We start from the raw sequence: 20255 nt of genomic DNA on the forward strand, positions 1-20255 counted from the left end.
ACAGAACCACGAGCACTACCGGAGGAAAGAGCGATGGCCACCTGCGAAGTCTGTGGAAACGACTACGAGAAGACCTTCGAGATCCGCACCGTCGAGGGAGCGATGCACACCTTCGACTCCTTCGAATGCGCGATCCACCAGCTCGCCCCGATCTGTGACCACTGTGGATGCCGCGTGGTCGGGCACGGGATCCAGGTGGAAGACCGGTTCTTCTGCTGCGCCCACTGCGCACGGGAAAGTTCCGTCGCCGGCGGCGACAAGGCCCGCGATGCCGTGGCGGCGTCCCACTGAGAGTCCACAAGGGACACTTGCTGGCAACTGGTGGCGTGTTCGCGGGCGCGGCCGGTGGTGGGTGAAGGCTCCCTTCACCGTGTCTGATGCGGCGATGGGAGCCTTCGGCCCTGGTCACGCTGTCGGACCGCGTCCCTCACTGTGTGGATTTCGGGACGTCAGATGTCCCGAAATCCACACAGTCCAGCGTGACAGGTCCTGTGAACACCTGTTTCACACACCCGAACTGACGCCACCTTTGCCTCATCCCTCAATAGAGCGGGTCGGTGTTCGCATACTCACCGGGATCTCGCCGCGGCACGGTCGAGCGTGGAGGATTTAGGACGTTGAGCGTCCCTGATCCTCCACGCTCGGATCACGCCATCCGGCCGGCACCTCGAGCGGGGAAGATTCCGGACACTGAACGTCCGGAATCCTCCCCGCTCACCACCATCGCCTGCCGGGCCAAGGCGTGCGATCAGATCGAGAACCGGAGGATCGCGCCGACGCCCTCTGCCAGGCCTTCGCCGCTGACAGGGACGATGTCCGCGCCTGCGGCCAGCACGGCCGCGGGCAGCGCTTCGTCCGCGCGGCATTCAGTCAGGGCCTCCGCGCCGGTCCCCGAGAGTTCGAGGTCCTCCCTGGTGGTCGCGATCTGTGTCGGGTCGTCCGTGACCCAGACCAGGCGATCCGCCAGCGAGTCGGCGTCGATCAGCAGGGTCTCGACGGCGCTCGAACGCAGCGCCGCGGCCGTTCGCGCGAGCCCGTCCGTCGCGAGTCCGCCCTCACGGCCCTGTTCGACGCGGAAGCGTTCGATCACGTCCTGGCGACGGCGTTCCGCGTGCTCGACGAGGACGCGGCGGACCTCGGCTTCGAGCGCCTCCGGGGCACTGCCGTCCGCTCGGCCGCCTTCCTCCAGCTCGACGACCTTTTCCTTCCCTCGCGGGGCGAGTTCTTCGCGCACCAGCGTCCGCGCCTGCACCTCACCCGCGAGGATCAGCACCTCGGCGCCGACGGAGTCCGCGAGTTCGACGGCCTCGCGCGCCACGTCCGCGGCGTTGCGTTCGGCGACGGCCTCCACCCGGTGCTGGATGTTCCAGTAGGCAGAGCCGCCACCGCGCACCTTGTGCACCGGATGTTCCTCACCCTGGACGGTCCGCTGTTCGGCGCCGTCCTCGCCCGCCGCGAACAGGTCGGCCCCGGTCTTGTCCGCGACCACCACCACATGCGGTACGACGACCGGGGTGAGCCGCAGGAGCGGGAGCAGGTACGGCTGCTGCGCGACGCGGACGATCTCCCGGGGCGGCGGCTCCACGAGTTCTTCGTCGAGTACGACCTCGTCACCGCCCGCGACCAGGGCACGTCCGGCCCTGCCCTCCGAAGGCGGTGCGGCGGCCACCGCCGCGTCCAGGGCGCTGAGCGTCCGCTCCTGCGCGCCTTCGTCGGCGAGTTGCTTGCGGATCGAGCGCCAGCGCAGGTCCAGCTGCGCGGCGGCGTCTTCGGTGTTGTGCGAGTTGTCGAAGTAGACCGACGCGAAGGGGCCTTCACGTGCGGTCACTTCCCGGAGCGTTGAGCTGTGCACGGCATCTCCTGTCTCGTCGGTTCCGTTGCCGATCTTCGAGTACCCGGGAGCGGGCAGGCGAATCATGGCCGGCCGCGACGGGCCGCGAGGCCGGCGAGCGTGCGATGGCAGACCTTGCCGGTCCGGCCCAGCGGGAGTTCCGGAAGGGTGAGCAGGAGCTCCGGCAGTTTGCGGACGGCGAGGCCTCCGGCGGTGAGGAACGCCGTGAGCTCGGTCAACGTCGGCGAGTGTCCGTCGCGGACGGTCACGCAGGCGCAGAGCCGTTCTCCCAGGCCGGTGTCCGGGACCGGGACACAGGCGACCTCGCTGATCGCGGGATGGTCCCCGATCGCGAGCTCCACCTCGGCCGGGCTGATCGTGTACCCGCCGCGGATCACCACGCGTTTGCGCCTGCCGGTGACGTGGAGCCTGCCCTGGTCGTCGAACCGGCCGTTGTCACCCGTCCGCACCCAGCCCCCGTCGAGCCGGTTCGCGGCGTCCAGTTCGGGCGCGGCGACGTAGCACAACGGTGTCATGGGACCTCGTGCGCAGATCTCGCCGTCGACGAGGCGGATCTCGCAGACGGCGGGATCCGGGACACCGACACCGTTCTCCGGCTCCGTCGTATGGCAGTTGACGCCGTCGGACGAGCCGTAGATGTCGATCATCCCGACACCGAACCGCCGACGGCAAGCGTCGCGTGTCGAAGGCGGCAGCGTGTCACCACTCGACACGATGGACACGAGCCCGGCGGTGTCCACCGTCGCGGGGTGCTCGGCCATGCGCCGCCACATCGCGGGTACGGCGAACACCTGCGTCGGACGGTGCTCGGTGATCAGCCGGAGCGCCGCGCCCGCCTCGAACCGGCGTGTCAAGACCAGCGTGCCGCCGGCGCGGCACAGCGTCACCGGCACTCCGAACGAGCCGAATCCCGAGGTCGGCGAGACGAGGACCAGGTCGCGAGGCGCCGTGGTGCCGCCATGGACGGCACGGAGATAGTTGGCCCGGCCGCCGGCGAAAGCGTTGTGCGAGTAGGCGACCATCTTCGGTTCCGACTCCGAGCCGGACGACACCAGGATCCGGGCCGGAGCGTCCGGGTGCGGACGGAGGTGAGCCGCGCGGCGCGGATCCGACGAGCCCTCCACTCGCCCGTTCTCGATGACGAAACGGACACCCGCGCGGTCGAGGAGGCTGTCCGAGCCGGAGGGCAGTGGCAAGACCACGGCGCCGAGCGCCAGGACCGCCAGCTCGGCGATCACCGCGTCACGTCCGTCGGGTTCCCGCACCGCGACGATGTCCGTCGAACCGCATCCGGCCACCGAAAGCCGGGCCGCCAGTTTCCGCACCGCGGCGTCCAGTGCCGTGTAGTCGAGCGCGCCCTCGTCGTCGATCACCGCCGTGCGAAGCGGATGCTCGCGAACGCGGTCACGGAACAGCGAGTACAGCTCGCGGTCCGGGCAGTGTCCACATCGGACCCATTCGCGGCGTAGCGCGGCGGGAACGAGGTCACGCAGGATCACCCCGGTCGCCGACACCCAGGTCATGACCTGAATTCCCACGGCGATCCGACGAGTACGCAGTCGGTATGGATCAGCGCGCGGGAAAAGCGGGGATCCGCGGCGAGGGCGGCGAGGTCGTCGCACACCGGAACGGTGAGCGGGCGGTCGCAGGACCGCCGGGCCCCCGCGTTGAGCCTGCCCGCCGCGGACAGGAGCGACGAGTCGACGCGGGTGGCGCCACGGGCCAGGCCCGCCACGATCCCGTGTGCGCAGACGACGCCGCCGAACACGTCGACGATCGTCATCAGCGACGACGGGACCCCCGCGTGGGCCTGCACGACGAAATCCGTGCCCACCGGGGGTTCCGGGCCCAGTTCGGTACCCCATCCCGACGCGTGCGCGTACAGGATCCCCGGCCGGGCACGCGCCAGATCGAGGGCGCGCAGCGACCATCGCCCTGCCTTGCCCGGCGCCCAGTTGTGCAGGAACACGTCGGCGCCGACGGCGAGTTCGAGCAGGTGGTCCCTGCCGACCGGGGTGCTCAGGTCGATCTCGACGACTTCCTTGCCGTCGTTGAGCGCGCGGAACCTGGCCGACGTCCGCCCGGCGATCGGCGGGACCCACCGCAGTGGGTCGCCGCCCGGCGGTTCGATCCTCAGCACCGTCGCGCCGAGCAGCCGGAGCAGGTGCCCCGCCAACGGACCCTGGACCCGGCGGCAGGATTCGAGCACGAGCAAGCCGGACAACGGGAGTGGCTCCACCGGCCGGACCGGCCGGTACCCCCGGCCCTCGCCGCGAACGACGAACGCGGGCGCAGTCTCGATCGGGCGGTCCGCCACGCGCACCAGCGTCATGCCGGACCGGACTGCCGCGTCCTCGATCTCGGCGATCGGCCGGGTGGCGAGAGTTTCCGGCAGCCGCCGCGGCAGGGGGCAGGTCGCGGTGGCGAAGCGTTGCATGAACGGCCGCCAGCCATGGGAAGTCGTTCGCTCGTCGACACCGAGACCCGGCCAGAACCGTTGCCACACCGCCGGATCGAGGGTCTCGATCTCGAAGAAGACCCCGTCGGACGAACGGAAGGGCGGCCCGCCGGGAATCAGCGGCTCCTCGTGATCGTCTTCGGTCGTCGCCGCCGCGAGATACTGCGAGATCGCCAGCAAAGCCGCCTGCGCCAGTGAAGTGGACACGCCGCTCAGCGGGATGCCCCGGCCGTGGGCGAGTTTCAGCGCGACGGCGCCCAGCTCGGCGAGTTCGGCCGCGAGGATGGACGCGTAGTCGAGACCCAGCCGGGCCGGCACACCGGACTTCCGGCCGTGGACGTGCATGATGCCGCAGGCGGCTTGCACGTCGAGCTCACCGGCCAGCGGCAGGTCGACGGGGCCCGCCACGGTCACGGTGTCGAGTGCGGTGCTCATCCGGCGCGCCTGCCGTGCACGGAGTACACGACACACGACGACGCGCGGAATCCCGGATCCGCCATGACCGCACGCACTTCGGCGAGCTCGTCGTCGGTCATGCCCGCGGCGACCAGCTTGTCCCGCAGGTGATGGGTGTGGTGGATCAGCAGGTTCAGCCCGGGTGACCCCGCCCGCCACGGGAAGAGCACGGGCACCGGATCGACGTCGACCAGGCCCGCGGCGGCCATCGACGCGGCGGCGCGGCGGCCCCACGTGCCGTCCCCGCCCGCCATGGTGAACGTCTTTTCCTTGGCTGCCAGAAACTTCTCGTACAGTTCCACCGACCGCGCGTCGGGCGCGAGCAGCACCGGGCCGTAGGAGATGTCGAATTCGTCGATCTGCATCCAGCCGCCCGGTTTGAGGCCACGCGCCAGCTTGCGGAGCACGGCCTCCCGCTCGGGCAGATGCTGCAACACGAGCCGGGCGTGGACGAGGTCGAAATCGCCGCGAGGCAACGGATCCCGGACGATGTCGTGCCGGAGCACGGTCAACCCGGGCCCGGAGGCGAGGTGGCCGGTTTTGATGTCGGTCGCCAGCACCGACCCGGTCGGCGCCACCCTGGCGGCCAGCCACTGTGCGACGCCGCTACCGCCCGCGCCGACTTCGAGGCAGGACCAGCCGTCACCGACACCGGTCTCCCCCAGCCGTGCGAACGTGATCGGGTCATACGCCTCGGAGAGACAGCGATGCTGTTCGATGGCGTGTCCACTGTCGTTGTCGAACACGTAAGCCGTTGTCACGTCCACCTTCCCGATCCCTGTGTTTCGGCCGTCCCGGTCAGCCGGGCCAGCAGTTCCAGTCGCCGCACCTTCCCGGTGCCCGTTCTCGGGACCTCATCCCACGGGAGCACCACCGGCTCCCCCAGCGGCGGCAGGTCGAGTACCGCGGCCCGCCAGTGCGCCGGATCGAGGCCGGTGTCGGTCACGACGACCGGGATCGGCGCCCGTCCCGCCGCGGAAAGCAGCACGCATTCGGCGATGGCCGGGAGGCGGTCTTCGATCTGGTCCTCCACCGCGAGGCAGCTCATCCCGGGAACGCTGTCGACCTCGCGATCCAGCAGGGTCACGGCGCCGCTCCGGCTCACCACGCCGAGGTCTCCGGTGTTCCACCACGGGCCGTGGGCCTTGGCCTCCCACCGGTCCTGTTCACCCACGTACGCCACGCAGCGGGCGCGAGTGCGGGCCAGCACCAGCCCGGCGGTGCCCCGCGGCACCGGTTCGGCGGTCTCCGGGTCGACGACCCGCAACCGGGCGAGGCCCGGCAACGGCCTGCCGAGTTCACGGGTCGTATGCGCGGAACGTCTGGTGAAGAACCGGAACGACAGCGGTCCCGTCTCGGATTGGCCCCAACCCTGCATCCATAGTGGACGCTTCCGGCGGGTCGCGTGGAGCATCGTCCTGATCACCGGAGGATGCACGGCGTCGTAGGTGCTGACGAACCTCCGCACCCGGCGGAACGGGTTCTCGGGCGTGTCCGCGAGCGGCCGCCAGCGCACGTACGCCGACGGGAGTGCCTCGATGACGGTCGGCCGATGACGGCCGAACACCCTTGCCGCCGAAGAGGAATCGCTCAGGATCACGATCTCCTTCGGCGCGAGGCACAGCGCCGACGCCGTCCAGCAGAAGGTGCGGCCGTGCGCGTACGCGCTGGCGTTGCCCACCACGTCGTCACGCCGGAGCCCGAGGACGGGCCAGCGGACCGACTCCGGCCGAGCGAGCCGGTCGATGATCGTCCGCGTCGTGTGGACGACCAGTTTCGGTGTCCCGGTCGTTCCCGAGGTGTGGCAGATGAGCAGCGGTTCGTCGTCGTGCCTCCGGTGCGGCGCGGGCGGCGACGCGGCGGTGAAGTCTTCGATCCGCAGGACCCGGTCCGCGCCGGGGGCCGGACGATCGGTGACGAGCACCGCCGGGCCGAGGCGTTTCAGCAGGAGTTCCACCGTGTTGTCCGGCAGCAGGCCGGACAGCTTCGCCGGGACAGCCCCGATTCGCACCGCGGCGCAGGCGAGCAGGTCGTAGTCCCAGTGGTTGCGCTTGACGATGGCCACCCGATCTCCCGGCCCCACACCGGCTTCGGACAACCATCCCGCGGCGTCCCGCACCAGCCCGGCGAGTTCGGCGACCGTGTACTCGGTGCCGCGCATCGGCGCGATGTCGAACGGCCGGTCGAGGTGAACCCTCGTACCGGTGTGCGCGCACTCGTCGAACAGCGTTCCCATGTCGTGCGGTTTCATCGAGCCCTTTCCTCCGCCGGACGAGTGGCGAGCCGTCGTGCGGCCCGGATACCGGAGCGGACGGCCGCCTCGCTGCACGGGCTCAGGAACACCCAGTCACCCGCGTAGTCGACGACGCCACGGCCGAGACCCGCCTCGAACGAGGCCCGCAGGGCGAGCGCCCGAGGCGTCGCTTCGGGCGCCGCGTGCCGCACCCGCCGGACGATCGAGCGGCGGGTCGCCGAATTGAGGCCGGGAACGAGAGGCTCGGCAGCGCCTGCCAACCGGCTCGCCACCTCCTCGTCGGAGGCGTCGAGCAGCTCCGATATCACAGCCGGATGGGCCATGAGCGTGACCAGCCCGCGGCCTTCCGGTGCGCGACCGGGGTGTTTCAGATGGTCGAAGATGACCGTGGACACCGTGCCGTTCTCCGCGGTCGGCACGACCAAGGCATAGTCGGGACCACCGAGCGGACGATCGAGCAGCAGATGCGCCTTGACGATCGGGGTGAACGAGCACGCGTCGAGGAAGTCCGAGCCGTGCCGCGGGTACAGCCGCACCGCCACCGGGGCGGGCACGGCCAGCACGACCGCGCGCGCCGTGATCTCGCGCGTGCCGCTGAGGATCCGCGCCGAGGAACCGTCATCGACGACCTGATCGACCCGGAAACCCGTGCTGACGTCCGTTTTCGCGGCGAGAGCGCGGGCGAGGGTGTCCATGCCGTCGCGGTACGCCCGCCAGGTCGGCGGCGGTCCCACCGCGGTCAGCAGGGCGAGCAGGGGCGCGGCCGCCGAACGCGCCGGATCCCAGCCGAAGAAGCCGGAGACCACCGGCTGCAGCAGGTAGTCCAGCAGATCCGGATGATGCGGCGCGGCGAACTCCGCGACGGTGGCCTCGCCCAGCCGGGACGCCTCCGGACGTTCGGTGTCGAAGCTCCCCCGGATCACGCGCGCCGCCTCCAGGCGCGCCCGGAGGGACAGCCCCGCTCCGGTGAGCAGTCCTCGCGGCTGCGCGACCCCGGACCGCGCACGGCCACGCCACATCGCGATGCCACGGCCGATCCGGGGCGCCGCTGCGGCGTCGACGCCCAGTTCCGCCAGCAGCCGCCAGGTCGCCTCGTAACCCCGCTCGGCCATCTGCTCGGCACAGGTGTCGATCAGGTAGCCGTCCTCGCGCAGCGTCGTCATCCGGCCGCCGACCACGTCGGCCGCTTCGAAGACCCGCGCCTCCCGCCCCGACCGGCCGAGCCGGTACGCGGTGGTGAGCCCGGCGACGCCCGCGCCGACCACCGCCACGTCGACGTCGGTCACGTGATCACCACCAGGTTCACCACGACCAGTATCAGCACGGTGAGCCGGTGGATCCGGATGCCGAGCATCCGCGCCCGCAGGATGTCGTCCAGCGCGAACCCGAGCCACACCTGCCGGATCCGCGCCACGATCGTGGGCGACAGCGCGAGCGGGAACCACCAGGGACCGCCGAGCGCGGGTACGGCGAGGATCAGCGCGAACTCGGCCGCCGAAACGGCGATCACGAAGAACATGTTGCCCCGTGCGGAGGTCAGGGCCGCGACCGTCGGCCTGCCGACCCGCCGGTCGCCGTCGACGTCGTTGGTGTTGGAGTAGACGCCGAACAGCAGCGGCCCCAGCCCGAACAGCAACGCCTGGGCGAGCGCGAAACCGGTGAACTCACCGGAGGCGAGACCGTACGGCGCCAGCACCAGCGCCCAGCCGAGCGCCGCGATGAAGAACTCCTGGAAGCCGTGGTAGCTGAGCTTCACACCCCAGGAGTACTGCAACGAGAAGACGTAGGTGACGACGATGAGCACGACAGTCCACACAGGACGGTGCGGGGCGATCGCGATGGCCGCGAGCCACAGTGCCGCGCCGACGACTCCGGTCGCCCACGCGAACCGCAGCACCTGGTCCTCGTTCAGCGTTCCCGCCACCAGCGGCTTGCGGTACCGCTTGCGCCGGAGGTCGTCGGGCGAGTAGTTCGTGATGTCGCTGCCGTCGCGGTAACCGGTCAGGTCGTCCAGCGCGACCATCGCCGCGATCACGAACACCTCGCCGAGCAGGAACACCCCGACCGACGCCAGGACACTCGCGTCGAACCTCGACGCCGGCGCAAGCAGCGTCCACACCAGGATCACGCCGAGGTAGTAGTCGACGATGTCGAGCTTCGCGAGCCGGAAATACGCTTTGCCGCGAGTGACGGCAAGGGTGGTCATCGCGGGTCGTCCAGCGCGATCAACGCGGCGAACGACCGGTCGCCACCGTAATGCAGCTCACGCCGTTCGAGCAGGTGCGCGCCGGGGAGAAGGGCCAAGTACTCCTCCACGGTCCGCAACCTCGAGAACCTGCCGACCGGGATGTCGGCCTCCTCGTACTCCACCAGGACGAGATGCCGGGCCGCCGCGGCGATCGCCCGGCACGCTTCGGCGATCTCGTCGTCGTCAAGGATGTGCATCAGTACCCACACGCAGACGGCGGCGTCGAATCGCTTATCCCGCCAGGGAAGCCGTTGGACGGTCGTGCGCACGAAGTCCACAGTGGACAGGTGTGCGCAGTTCTCCTTGGCCAGCGCGAGCATGCGCGGGGTCATGTCGATCGCCGTCACCGTGCGGGCCCGCGCCGCGATCGCCGGGGTGAGCCTGCCCATCCCGCATCCGATCTCCAGCGCGGCCCCCACCCCGCCGAGTGAACGCAGCAGGCCGGTGACGAGCCGGATGGTGCGCGCGGTCGTTTCGGCCGCGAGTTCGGCGGGCTGGGACGCGCGCATGACCCGGGCCAGCCCGGGGCGCTCCGCGCGTCTGCGCCACTCGTCGGCGACCTCGCTCGGCGCGGGGGTCCGGGTTACCTGCTGCATCAAGACTCCTTCGCGAATCGGCACACCGCGTCCGCGATGCGTTCCACCTGCTCGTCGGTCAGCTGCGGGTAGATCGGGATGGCCAGCGTGCGCCGCGCGGCCGACTCCGCCGCGGGCCAGGCGTCGCCCGGCCGGGTGTAGCCGGTGAAAGCGGGCTGCCGCGGCAACGGCGCCGGGTAGTACACGTGCGAGCCGATCCCCTGCGCCGCCAAGTGATCCCGGAGTTCGTCCCGGCGCTCACTCAAGAGCGAATAAACGTAGTAACACCGCCCGTCGCGGGCCGGAGGTGGCGCGAGCACGCCGCAGCCGGCCAGTTCGGCGAAGCGTCCGGTGTAGTACTCGCCGATCCGTGCCCGGCGTTCGAGCCGCTGGGACAAGGTCGGGAACCGGTACAGCTGGAACGCCGCCATGATCTCGTCGAACCGGCTGTTGTACCCGACACGGTGATACAGGAAGCGGGTCTTGCCGTCCTGGCCGTGGTTGCGCAGCATCCGCACCATGGAGCCGAGCTCACGATCGTCGGTGACGACCATTCCGCCCTCGCCCGGCATGCCGAACGTTTTGACCTGCACGAACGAGTACACCCCCGCGTCACCCCACCGCCCGGCCGGGGTGCCCGCGAGCGTCCCGCCCTGCGCGACGGCGGAATCCTCCAGCAGCCGCACGCCCGCGTCGGTGGCGATCCGGCGCAACGCGGGCATGTCCGCCATGACCGAGAACATGTGCGCCGGCATGATCACCTTGGTGCGCGGGGTGATCAGGCGGGCGACCTCGGCGGGGTCGACGACCATGGTCCACGGGTCGATGTCGGCGAACACCGGCGTCGCGCCGAGCAGCGCGGGCGCGGCCGCGAGCGGTGCGCAACCGAACGCGGGCACGATCACCTCGTCCCCGGCGCCGACGTCCATCGCGCGCAGCACCAGCATCAGCGCGGAGGTTCCGCTTCCGCAAGCGATCGCGTCCGCGGCGCCGACCGAATCGCGGATGACCTGCTCGAATCGGGCCGTATGCACTCCGAGAATGAATTTCTGTTCCGGCGCGAGCCCGACCCTCTTGACGATGTCCAGCAGTTCTTCGCGGTCGTCGTCGAAGAGATCCACCGGAAAGAACGGCAGCGTCATCCGCGCCGCCCCTGAAAGAAATCACGGATCGAGTCGCAGACCCGGTCGCAATCGGCGACAGGCATATCCGGATACAGCGGTAACGCGAGAGTGTGACGGCAGGCATTCTCGGCGTTCGGGAAATCACCCTTCCGATAGCCCAGTCCGGTGAAGCAGGGTTGCAGATGAAGCGGCGTCGGGTAGTACACCTCGGTCTGCACGCCTTTCGCCGCCAGATGCGCCGCCAGGTCGTCCCGCGAGTCCACCTCGACCACGTACACGTAGAACACGCTGTCCGGCCGCACCACCGGCAGCTTGCGCACTCCCGCCACGTCCGAGAGCGCCTCGGTGTACCGGGAAGCCAGTTCGGCGCGCCGGGTGATGTCGTCGTCGAGCCCGGTGAGCTTCGCGAGGAGGACGGCCGCCTGGATGTCGTCCATCTTGCTGTTCACGCCGGGCAGCCCGGTCTCCGTCGAGATCGCGGGGAAGTCGGCGATCGTGGCGCCGAACCGGCCGTGGTGACGGAGCGCGTCGACGGTCCCCGCGATCCGCGGGTCGTCGGTGAGGACCGCACCCGCGTCACCGAGCGCGCCCAGCGTCTTCGTCGGGAAGAACGACAGCACGCCACCGGCGCCGAACAGTCCGGCGTGGGCGCCGCGGTGCCGCATGCCGATGGCCTCCGCGCTGTCCTCGACCACCGTGAGCCCGAGGCGACGCGCGACATCGAGGACCCTGTCGATGTCCGCGAGCTGCGAAAACAGATGCGTCGGCATGACGAACCGAGTGCGCTCCCCCGCGGCGTCGGCCACCGCGGCCGGGTCGATCCCGTACCCGTCCGGCTCGATGTCGGCGAAGACCGGGGTGCCGCCCGCGAGCACGACCGAGGTCGCCGTCGCGCCGAAGGAGAAGGCCGGGACGACCACTTCCTCACCGGACCGGAGACCCGCCGCCCGCAGCAAGAGGACGAGCGCGTCCGTTCCGCTGTTGACCCCGATGACAAACTTCGCGCCCGTGTACGCCGCCAGCGCGGCTTCGAGCTCGGCAACCTTGCGGCCGTGCGAATACTTGCCATTCTCGATCACGTCGAGAATATGTCGCCTGGTACTGGTCCAGGTTCGCTCGAATGTGGCCGATTGGTTGTGGAAAGACACCGACAGCGTACCCACCTCCGGTGGCGTAGGAACCGTTCCCGAGCGTAGATCAGGCAATCCGGCCACCCGGCAGATTCGCACTTCCTGGTCAACCCGGGACCGAAGCATTGACACTCGATCTTCGCGATGTCAGTTTTGAAATGGATTTCGAATTGCGAAACTCGAGGAGCAGACTCACCAGTGCGTTCATTCGTTGTGGGACTCGGCCGCGCCGGCGCGGGTCTGCATCTTCCGGTCTTGGCCAAACTCCGCGAACGAACCCCTCAGCTCTTCGACGACGGCCCCGTCACGGCGTGCGAGCCGCGACAGAACGTCGCCTCCCGGCCGGGTCTCGTGGTCGCGCCCACCATCGACGCCGCGGCCACCGGGCTCGATCCCGACGGCACCGTCGCCCACGTCTGCACACCGCCGACCGAACGGCTCACCGTGCTCACCGAGCTCGCCACGTTGGGCTTCCGCAAGGTGATCGTGGAGAAACCGCTCGCCGCCGACATCGACGACCTCGCCCGCATCATCCGGCTGCGCCGTAAGTACAAGCTGCATGTCGAGGTCGTCGAACCCTGGCTCGCCAGCACCCTCACGGCACGGTTGGTCGAGCTGATCCGCGACGGCCGGTTCGGCGCCGCGAAGTCGATCGACATCGTCCAGAACAAGCCGCGGTTCCGCCGTTCACTCGTCCGGCCCGGGCATCCGACCGCCTTCGATGTCGAACTGCCGCACGGGGTCGCGCTCGCGCTGCGGCTCGCGGGCGCCGCACGGGTCACCCACGCGTCCGGGTCCGATCTCGAAGTCGAGGGCAACATCGGCCCCCGGATGGGCGGCGCCGCGGTCGGGCTCCGGCACAATTCGGGGATCCACACCGAGATCCGTTCGGACCTCACTTCCCCGGTGCGCGAGCGGCGGGTCACCGTCGACTTCGAGCAGGGCACCGCTGTCGGGCATTTCGCGGTGAGCGGTGAAGACCACCACTCCCAGCTGACGTTGTCTTCGAGCGGCCGCTCCGAGCACGTCGTGCTGCGGGACGACGCGATGACCGAGTGGATGTTCGAGGCCTACCGGAAGTTCCGGCTGGACGGGGAGCAGACCCAGGGGTTCACCTTCGCCACCGAGGTGGTGCGGCTGCTTTCGGTGGCCAAGAACATCTGCGCGGAACCGGTCTCCCGGCCGAGGCGTCCCGAGCCCGACGCGGTGGTCACCCATGCCGGATGACCCGGTGTTCGCCGGTATCACGGACGAGGCGGCGGCCGACCTCGGCGGCCAGCTCTCGGCGCTCGACGCGCTGGGCTGGAAGGCGATCGAACTGCGCAGCGTCGACAACGCCGCCATCGCCGACCTCTCCGACGAACGGTTCGACGCCGTCGCGACCACCTTGTCGGACGAGGGGGTGCGCGTGGTCTGCCTGGCCTCCCGGATCGGTGGCTGGGCCCGGCCGATCGGCACCGACTTCCGGCACGACCTCGCCGAACTCGACGTACTCGCCGGGCGAGCCAAGGCGATCGGCACCCGCTACCTCCGGATCATGTCCTATCCCAACGAGGGGTTGAGCGGTCACCGGTGGCGGGCTCAGGTCATCGCGCGGATCACCGTCCTCGCCGAACGCGCCGAAAAGCACGGGGTGACGCTGCTGCACGAGAACTGCTCGGGCTGGGCGGGGACCAGGGCCGAGCGTATGCTCGAACTGCTGGACGAGGTCGCGAGCCCGGCGCTGAAGTTGTTGTTCGACACCGGAAACGGCGTCGCCCACGGGTACGACGGGTTCGACCTGCTCGCCGACATCGCCGTCCACGTCGAACACGTGCACATCAAGGACGCGGACGAGAGCGGCTTCACCCTTCCCGGTCAGGGTGCCGCCCAGGTCGCCGACTGCGTGAAACTCCTCCGAGCCAACGGCTACCAGGGCGCGTGGTCCTTGGAGCCGCATCTCGCGCTCAAACCGCACGAACAGGGTGTGCCGGCACCCGGAGCGATGTCCGCGTTCGTCGCCGCGGGCCGCGCGATGGCCGGGCTCGTCCAGTGATCCCGGCGGATCGGGACTTGCTGGTGCGGCTACTCGACCTGCCGACGGCCGGTCCGCTCGAGACCACCGGCGAAGTCCGGCTGTGGGACGCGATGCGCGCCTACGCCGACGCCGCGAGCGAAATCGGTTTCGACGTCCTGAGTTTCGCCGCCCCGGGCCCGTCGGTGCTGGAGCGCCCCGGCGTCCCCCTCGCGGTCCGCGACGCCGGGCCGGAGTTCCTCGCTTGCCAGCCGAGCCTCGCGCTGCGGATCGGCCCGGCCGCGCCCGCCGTGATGTTCAACGTGCACCTCGACACGGTGGCGCCGTTCGAACCGGCGGGTTTCGACGGCACCAGGTTCACCGGCCGCGGCGCGATCGACGCGAAAGGACCCGCGGTGGCACTGCTGGCCGGTGTCCGGGCCGCACTCGCGGCCGATCCGGCGGTCGGCCGGGATGCCGGTGTCCTCATCCAGGCCGTGTCCGGCGAGGAGGGCGGCGCGATGGGCACCTTCGGCACGCGGCCGCTCGTCGAAGCGGGATTTCACGGCGCTCTCAACATCTTCTGCGAGCCGACCGGGCTGCGGTACCTGCCACGGTGTTCGGCGTCGATGACCGCGTGCGTGCGGGTGGACGGTGAAGACGCCATCGACGACGAGCCGCACCGGGGGCACAACGCGACGGTTCTGCTGGGCTTCCTCGCCCAGCACCTCGCGGACGACCTGGCGAAGCACGGTCAGGTCTGTGTGGCCGGGCTGCACACCGGACGGCTGCACAACAGGGTGTACGGCAGCGGCGAGCTTCTGCTCAACATTCCTTATGACTGCGAAGAAGTGGCGGCGAAGATGACTTCGGCTCTGGAGGACGGGCTGCGCACCGGCATCGCCGGGTTCGTTTCCCGGTTCCGGGAGTCGCCGTCCTTCGCCCGCACCGCGACGGACGCCGCGGCGATCACCGGCCTGCGGTGGCTCAAACGCGACCTGCCCGCGTTGCCGGTGCAGGACATTCCGCTGCTGGACGCGTTCGTTCCGCGCTGGCCGGACGACGAGCCCGGGTTCACCTGCGACGCCCTGTGGCTCGCCGGCGTCCCCGGCGCCCGGACGGCCGTTCTCGGTCCCGGTTCGCTGGGGACCAACAACGCGCATTCGCGCGGGGAATACGCCGATGCCGAAGAACTCGACCGGTTCAGTGAACTCGTGCGCGAGATCGTCGTGCGGTTCAGCCGGAACGGAGGAGCATGACCGTGCTGGTGCCCTATCCGGCCTTGCTTTCCCAGGTCACCGGGATCTTCGTGGATCGCGGGGTCCCCGAGGACCGGGCGGCGATCGCCGCCACCGCGTTGTGCCACGGTGACCTGACCGGGGTGACCTCGCACGGCCTGGTCAATCTGACCCGGCTGTACCTGCCCCTGCTCGACCAAGGGCGCGCGGAACCGAAGGCGGACATGGTCGTCGAGACCGATCTCGGCGCGTGTGTCCTCGCCGACGCCCGCCGCACGCTCGGGTTGTGGTCGGCGTCGCAGGCGATGGAACTGGCGTGCGCCAGGGCTTCGCGGCACGGCATCGGCATGGTGTCGCTGCGCGGGGCCACGCATATCGGCTGCGCCGGTCACCACGCCGCGCGCGCCGTCACGCACGGCATGATCGGCCTCATCGCGTCGAACTGCGGCGGGCAGCGCATCGCCCCGCCGCCGGGCGGCGCGGCCGCGATGCTCGGCACGAACCCGCTCGCGCTGGCCTGTCCCGCCGGTGGCGCGCATCCGTTCGTCCTCGACATGAGCACCACCGTCGTCCCGACCGGCCGGATCCGGGCCGCGGCGCGTGAAGGCCGGGAGATCCCGCCTGGGTGGCTGGCCGACGACGACGGTTCACCGGTGACCGACCCCGCCGCCTTCGACCGGGGTGAGGCTCACCTGCAGTGGCTGGGCGGCGCTCCCGAAACGGGCGCTTACAAGGGATTCGGACTCGGCCTGCTCGTCGAGGTGCTCGGCGCGCTGGTGCCCGGCGCCACGCTCGGCGCCACCTCCCCCGACGCGAACCGTGACGACGACATCGGGGTCTTGGCGCTGGCGATCGCCCCGGAGGTCCTGCGCTCCGGATTCGCCTCCGACGCGTCCGCGCTCTTCACCGCCGTGCGTGGCTGGCCCGCCCGTGATCCCGCCACCCCGGTCGCCTACCCCGGCTGGCACGAGGGCGAGCGCGCGGCCCGGTTCCGCGAGCACGGTGTACCGGTTCCTGACGCGGTCTACGAGGAACTCCGCGCGGCATCGGAGAGGACGCCCGGATGATCCGGGCCGGAGTCGTCGGACTCGGTGTCATCTCGAAGTTCTACCTCGCCGCGCTGGAGCGATCGCGGGAGTTCGCGCTCGCCGCGGTCTGCGATCTCGACCCGGCCGAACTCGCGAAAAGCACGGTACCCGGCTATCGCGATCATCGCGAGATGCTCGCCGACGGCGGGCTCGACGCGGTGATCGTGACCGCGCCCAACGACGTCCACGCCTCCGTGTGCCGGGACGTGCTGGACGCCGGCCTGCCGGTGTGCGTGGAGAAGCCGATCGCCACCAGGCTCGCCGACGGCGAGGATCTCGCGGCGAGGGCGGCGCGGCGGGATGTCGCGCTGTTCACCGCCTTCCACCGCAGGTACAACGGCAACGTGCTCGCCCTGCGCGAGCGGCTCGCCGGCGGGCCACCGATCGCTTCGCTGACGGTGCGCTATCTGGAGCGGATCGAAGAACACGTCGGCGGTGATCGCTGGTACCTCGACGCGGCGCGGTGCGGCGGTGGCTGCGTGGCGGACAACGGGCCGAACGCCCTCGACCTCGTCCGGCTGTTCCTCGGCTCGATGGTGCTGCGGGACGTCCGGATCACGCGTGACGCGGACGGTGTCGACCGCAAGGCGACGCTCGTGCTGGAGGGCGCGGTCGTGGAACTCGACTGGTCTTTTCCCGGTGAGGTCAAGGATGTCGAGGTCCGGCTGACCGACGGCACCGTCCTGCGCGCCGACCTGCTCGCCGGTTATCCGGGGTTCAAGGAATCGCTGTGGCACGAGTACGCCGGGCTGCTGGGTGAGTTCGCGGAGGCCGTACGCCAAGGCGGGGCTTGGCGCGACGGTGGCCTCGACGCACTGTCCATAGTGGACGAGTGCTATCGGAGGGAGAACGATGCGGGAAGACGGACCGAAACGCGAGGTCACCGGCACCGTGGTGAAGGTGCTCGTACATCACCGTGACGACCGGGGAATGAGTCTCGAACCGTTCGCCAGCCGGTGCGTCCGCGTCGGCGAGGTGCACGAGCTCGTCACGACCAGCCATGACGACACGGAGCCGGGGGCGCGCATCGACCACGTCGGCTTCCTCGGCTTCGCCGAAATAGCGCGGGCCGGCGTGATCGACCGGGGCGACGAGGTGTGGATCGGCGGCGAACTCGTCGGCACCGTCCTCGGCTTCGACGGCTGCCATTTTCCCAACCACTACAACATTCTCATCCACACCGCGCTGCCCGTCACCGGCGAGGAACTCGGCCTCAAGCCGGAACGGGAAGTCTGCTTCCGCGGCCGGTGGTGAGTGGCCTCCGCGCCGGAGAGCCACTCACCACCACGCCGTCAGGTCACCGTCATTTGCCCAGCAGTGGCACGTCGCTCTTGCCGAGATGGTAGTCACGGACCGCGTGCACGAGTTCGTCGACGGTCAGCTTCCCGTTGCCGTTGACGTCGATGGCCCGGAACGCGGGGGCCACGGCCGAGGCTTCGACACCGATGGCGTTCAGCCACTTGGCGAACTCCTTCTGGTTGACCTCGCCGTCGCCGTCGGTGTCGCACAGGCCGACGATCGCCGCGATGGTCGGGCGCACCACCCGCGCGAATCCCGCGTCGCCCTCCTGGAAGATCTGCGCTTCGATCACCTGGGTGAACTGCTGCTCGTTCAACGAGCCGTTCGGGCCGACACCCGCCTTGCCCGCCAGGTACTCGTACATCGTCAGGAACGAGTCCTTCACCGCGCGGGCCTGTGGCGACCCGTGGTCCTCGCCGAACGCGTCGATGATCCGGGTGGCCTCGGCCTCGAAGTCGGACCTTTCGATCCTGCCGTTGCCGTTGACGTCCCACTTCTCGAAACGCTTCTTGAGCCTGTCGTTCTTGACCGCCGTGGTCATTCGTACACTCTCCTGTTCGCGGAAGCTTCGAAGAATTGCGGTACCGGCGTCCGCCCGGCACACCCCGGGCGGGACGTTCAAAGACGGACGACCTCCTTTCCGGGAACCTGTCCCGTCACGTCGAACAGCAACCTGGCCGTCGAGGCCAGGCGGCCGTGGTCATAGGCGCGGTGCGCCACCAGCAGGACGGCGACGTCCGCGGTACGGAGCACCTCGTCGAGATCGGCCACCGGTGGCCCCAGTTCGGGCACCGTGACGGCCACCGGATCGTGGTAGGACAGGTCGGCCCCGAGCGCGCGCAACCGGACGGCGATCCGGATGGCGGCGGACTCGCGGGTGTCCGGCACGTCGGCCTTGTACGCGACACCGAGGAGGAGCACTTTCGCGCCTCGCAACGGTTTTCCGTGTTCGGCGAGCAGCCGTGTCACCCGTTCGACCACATGCTCCGGCATCTGGTCGTCCACGAGGCGAGCCGCGTGGACGACGCCGAGCAGTGCTCCTTCCCGCTCGGCCTTGTCCAGCAGGTATTTGGGGTCGACCGGGATGCAATGCCCGCCCACGCCCGGCCCCGGCACGAACGGCGTGAAACCGAACGGCTTGGTCGCGGCGCAGTGCAGCACGTCCCACACGTCGACGCCGATCCGGTCGCAGAAGATCGCGATCTCGTTGACCAGCGCGATGTTCACGTAGCGGTAGGTGTTCTCCAGCAGCTTGGCCATTTCCGCTTCCCTGGTGCCGCGCGCCACCACCACCGTGTCGACGAACCGCTCGTAGAACTCCGCGCAGGACTTGGCGCACGCCGGGGTGTGCCCACTGATCACCTTCGGGGTGTTACGGATGCCGAAACGCCGGTTTCCGGGGTCGACACGCTCGGGTGAATAGGCGAGCGAGAAGTCCTTTCCCGCGGTCAGACCGTATTTCTCCAGGATGGGCCGGACGATCTCGTCGGTGGTGCCCGGAAAACTCGTCGACTCGATCACCACCAGCGTGCCCGGCGTCAGCTGTCCGGCGACCGTCTCCGCCGCGGCTCGCACGGCGCCGAGATCGGGCCCGCCCGTCGAATCCAGCCCGGTCGGCACGCAGACCACGATCGTCTTCGCGTCGCCGAGCACCTCGGGGTCGGTCGTCACCGTGAACCCGCTCGCCCGCATCGACCGCAACCGGCTCGCGGACACGTCGGGCACATGCGAACGGCCCGCGGCCACCGCGGCCGCCACTCGCGGCGAGGTGTCGTACCCGGCGACCGACAACCCCGCCGCGGCGGCGGCTTCCGCCAGCGGTAGCCCGACGTAGCCGACTCCTACAACGACAACGTCGACAGCCACGGGACCCCCTCAGTCTCGATGTCACGCGAGCCGATCAGCTGACCGAGAATGAGCCACTGCCCGCCGCGACGTGGGAGCCGTATCCCGCTCTGACCGTCAAGCCGGGCGTCAGGCAGAACGGATCGCCGTGAATGACCAGATCCGAAGAACTCAGGTTGGCCAGAACATGGGCGGCGACAGGAAGTTTGTTGCACCCCTCAGGATTCCTGAAGGTGTCCAGCCGCTGGAATTCGGTGGAGAAGACCACCACATTGCCGGCCGCGGCCTCCGCGGGCGGACTCGGCACGATCAGCAAGGCGCCGACGGATGCCGCGCTCAACGCGGCGATGACAAGACGATTCATCGAATGCCTCCACATCCAAGATCATGACTTCTCTCCGCACGCTAACAGTCACTCCGCGTAAAACTCGCTGCTCGGCGGATCTTCACGCGCGCAGGTTGCGGCCGACCCGGACGGATCATTCGGATGGCGGGTTCAAGCGCTCTCTACGTGATCTTCGAACGCGCGCTGTTCACATGAACGAGTGGCGCGAACGCCTTCCCGGACGATGGAGGACTACTCGACCGAACTGTCCTTTGTGGTCTTGGCCTAGTAGGTGCCGGAGCCGGTGTCGCTCCCGCGTGCGGATGCGGTCCCTGGTGACAGTGGGGCGGCTGTGACCTCGGCGGCCGGT

Annotated in this window: 20 protein-coding genes; 7 read left to right on the forward strand and 13 right to left on the reverse strand. The window is 69.8% G+C overall.

Annotated elements, in window-relative coordinates; translation table 11 throughout:
* The first annotated feature begins 33 nt into the window (after nucleotides 1-33).
* Nucleotides 34-291, forward strand: coding sequence for a Prokaryotic metallothionein (locus ACIHAO_RS06410; protein ID WP_125795141.1), 258 nt, complete (start codon nucleotides 34-36; stop codon nucleotides 289-291).
* Nucleotides 292-748: 457 nt separating this feature from the next.
* On the opposite strand, the gene ACIHAO_RS06415 is transcribed toward ACIHAO_RS06410, so the two are convergent.
* The 10 genes from ACIHAO_RS06415 to ACIHAO_RS06460 form a co-directional block, all read right to left on the reverse strand.
* On the reverse strand, nucleotides 749-1828 hold the full coding sequence (locus ACIHAO_RS06415; protein ID WP_396555075.1) for a hypothetical protein: 1080 nt from the start codon (nucleotides 1826-1828) through the stop codon (nucleotides 749-751).
* Nucleotides 1829-1914: 86 nt separating this feature from the next.
* Complete coding sequence (locus ACIHAO_RS06420; RefSeq protein WP_396555076.1) at nucleotides 1915-3375, reverse strand: class I adenylate-forming enzyme family protein; 1461 nt, start codon at nucleotides 3373-3375, stop codon at nucleotides 1915-1917.
* On the reverse strand, nucleotides 3372-4745 hold the full coding sequence (locus ACIHAO_RS06425; RefSeq protein ID WP_396555077.1) for a CoA transferase: 1374 nt from the start codon (nucleotides 4743-4745) through the stop codon (nucleotides 3372-3374). Before ACIHAO_RS06425 ends, ACIHAO_RS06420 begins: the two co-directional genes overlap by 4 nt.
* A complete protein-coding gene (locus ACIHAO_RS06430; RefSeq protein ID WP_396555078.1) occupies nucleotides 4742-5533 on the reverse strand; it encodes a class I SAM-dependent methyltransferase in 792 nt (263 codons plus the stop codon). The genes ACIHAO_RS06425 and ACIHAO_RS06430 overlap by 4 nt, the downstream gene beginning before the upstream one ends.
* Nucleotides 5524-7017: a class I adenylate-forming enzyme family protein gene (locus ACIHAO_RS06435; protein ID WP_396555079.1), complete on the reverse strand. Its 1494-nt coding sequence runs from the start codon at nucleotides 7015-7017 to the stop codon at nucleotides 5524-5526. The genes ACIHAO_RS06430 and ACIHAO_RS06435 overlap by 10 nt, the downstream gene beginning before the upstream one ends.
* Nucleotides 7014-8306, reverse strand: coding sequence for a protoporphyrinogen/coproporphyrinogen oxidase (locus tag ACIHAO_RS06440; RefSeq protein WP_396555080.1), 1293 nt, complete (start codon nucleotides 8304-8306; stop codon nucleotides 7014-7016). Before ACIHAO_RS06440 ends, ACIHAO_RS06435 begins: the two co-directional genes overlap by 4 nt.
* Nucleotides 8303-9226, reverse strand: coding sequence for a UbiA family prenyltransferase (locus ACIHAO_RS06445; protein ID WP_396555081.1), 924 nt, complete (start codon nucleotides 9224-9226; stop codon nucleotides 8303-8305). The genes ACIHAO_RS06440 and ACIHAO_RS06445 overlap by 4 nt, the downstream gene beginning before the upstream one ends.
* On the reverse strand, nucleotides 9223-9864 hold the full coding sequence (locus ACIHAO_RS06450) for a class I SAM-dependent methyltransferase (RefSeq protein WP_396555082.1): 642 nt from the start codon (nucleotides 9862-9864) through the stop codon (nucleotides 9223-9225). The genes ACIHAO_RS06445 and ACIHAO_RS06450 overlap by 4 nt, the downstream gene beginning before the upstream one ends.
* On the reverse strand, nucleotides 9864-10985 hold the full coding sequence (locus ACIHAO_RS06455; RefSeq protein ID WP_396555083.1) for a DegT/DnrJ/EryC1/StrS family aminotransferase: 1122 nt from the start codon (nucleotides 10983-10985) through the stop codon (nucleotides 9864-9866). The genes ACIHAO_RS06450 and ACIHAO_RS06455 overlap by 1 nt, the downstream gene beginning before the upstream one ends.
* Nucleotides 10982-12046, reverse strand: a complete 1065-nt coding sequence (locus ACIHAO_RS06460; RefSeq protein ID WP_396555084.1) for a DegT/DnrJ/EryC1/StrS family aminotransferase — start codon at nucleotides 12044-12046, stop codon at nucleotides 10982-10984. The genes ACIHAO_RS06455 and ACIHAO_RS06460 overlap by 4 nt, the downstream gene beginning before the upstream one ends.
* A 249-nt stretch (nucleotides 12047-12295) precedes the next feature.
* On the opposite strand from ACIHAO_RS06460, the gene ACIHAO_RS06465 reads away from it, so the two are divergent.
* From ACIHAO_RS06465 to ACIHAO_RS06490, 6 genes are read left to right on the forward strand one after another with little or no spacing between them, the layout of a single operon-like run.
* Nucleotides 12296-13324 carry a Gfo/Idh/MocA family oxidoreductase gene (locus ACIHAO_RS06465; protein ID WP_396555085.1) on the forward strand — a complete coding sequence of 343 codons (1029 nt, stop codon included), beginning with the start codon at nucleotides 12296-12298 and terminating at the stop codon, nucleotides 13322-13324.
* Complete coding sequence (locus ACIHAO_RS06470) at nucleotides 13314-14132, forward strand: sugar phosphate isomerase/epimerase family protein (RefSeq protein ID WP_396555086.1); 819 nt, start codon at nucleotides 13314-13316, stop codon at nucleotides 14130-14132. Before ACIHAO_RS06465 ends, ACIHAO_RS06470 begins: the two co-directional genes overlap by 11 nt.
* Nucleotides 14129-15349: a M20/M25/M40 family metallo-hydrolase gene (locus ACIHAO_RS06475; RefSeq protein WP_396555087.1), complete on the forward strand. Its 1221-nt coding sequence runs from the start codon at nucleotides 14129-14131 to the stop codon at nucleotides 15347-15349. Before ACIHAO_RS06470 ends, ACIHAO_RS06475 begins: the two co-directional genes overlap by 4 nt.
* Nucleotides 15346-16395 (forward strand): Ldh family oxidoreductase, encoded by a 1050-nt coding sequence (locus ACIHAO_RS06480; protein WP_396555088.1) that lies wholly within the window; start codon nucleotides 15346-15348, stop codon nucleotides 16393-16395. Before ACIHAO_RS06475 ends, ACIHAO_RS06480 begins: the two co-directional genes overlap by 4 nt.
* On the forward strand, nucleotides 16392-17336 hold the full coding sequence (locus tag ACIHAO_RS06485; RefSeq protein WP_396555089.1) for a Gfo/Idh/MocA family protein: 945 nt from the start codon (nucleotides 16392-16394) through the stop codon (nucleotides 17334-17336). The genes ACIHAO_RS06480 and ACIHAO_RS06485 overlap by 4 nt, the downstream gene beginning before the upstream one ends.
* Nucleotides 17269-17670, forward strand: coding sequence for a DUF6917 domain-containing protein (locus ACIHAO_RS06490; RefSeq protein ID WP_396555090.1), 402 nt, complete (start codon nucleotides 17269-17271; stop codon nucleotides 17668-17670). Before ACIHAO_RS06485 ends, ACIHAO_RS06490 begins: the two co-directional genes overlap by 68 nt.
* A 49-nt stretch (nucleotides 17671-17719) precedes the next feature.
* On the opposite strand, the gene ACIHAO_RS06495 is transcribed toward ACIHAO_RS06490, so the two are convergent.
* The 3 genes from ACIHAO_RS06495 to ACIHAO_RS06505 form a co-directional block, all read right to left on the reverse strand.
* Nucleotides 17720-18256: an EF-hand domain-containing protein gene (locus tag ACIHAO_RS06495; RefSeq protein WP_396555091.1), complete on the reverse strand. Its 537-nt coding sequence runs from the start codon at nucleotides 18254-18256 to the stop codon at nucleotides 17720-17722.
* Between the two features lie 77 nt (nucleotides 18257-18333).
* Entirely contained in the window at nucleotides 18334-19581 is a 1248-nt protein-coding gene (locus ACIHAO_RS06500) for a nucleotide sugar dehydrogenase (protein ID WP_396555092.1), read from the reverse strand.
* A 34-nt stretch (nucleotides 19582-19615) separates the two neighbouring features.
* Nucleotides 19616-19924 carry a hypothetical protein gene (locus ACIHAO_RS06505; protein ID WP_396555093.1) on the reverse strand — a complete coding sequence of 103 codons (309 nt, stop codon included), beginning with the start codon at nucleotides 19922-19924 and terminating at the stop codon, nucleotides 19616-19618.
* Nucleotides 19925-20255: the final 331 nt, after the last annotated feature.

It is taken from the genome of Amycolatopsis sp. NPDC052450, assembly GCF_044547565.1.
Classification (GTDB): domain Bacteria; phylum Actinomycetota; class Actinomycetes; order Mycobacteriales; family Pseudonocardiaceae; genus Amycolatopsis.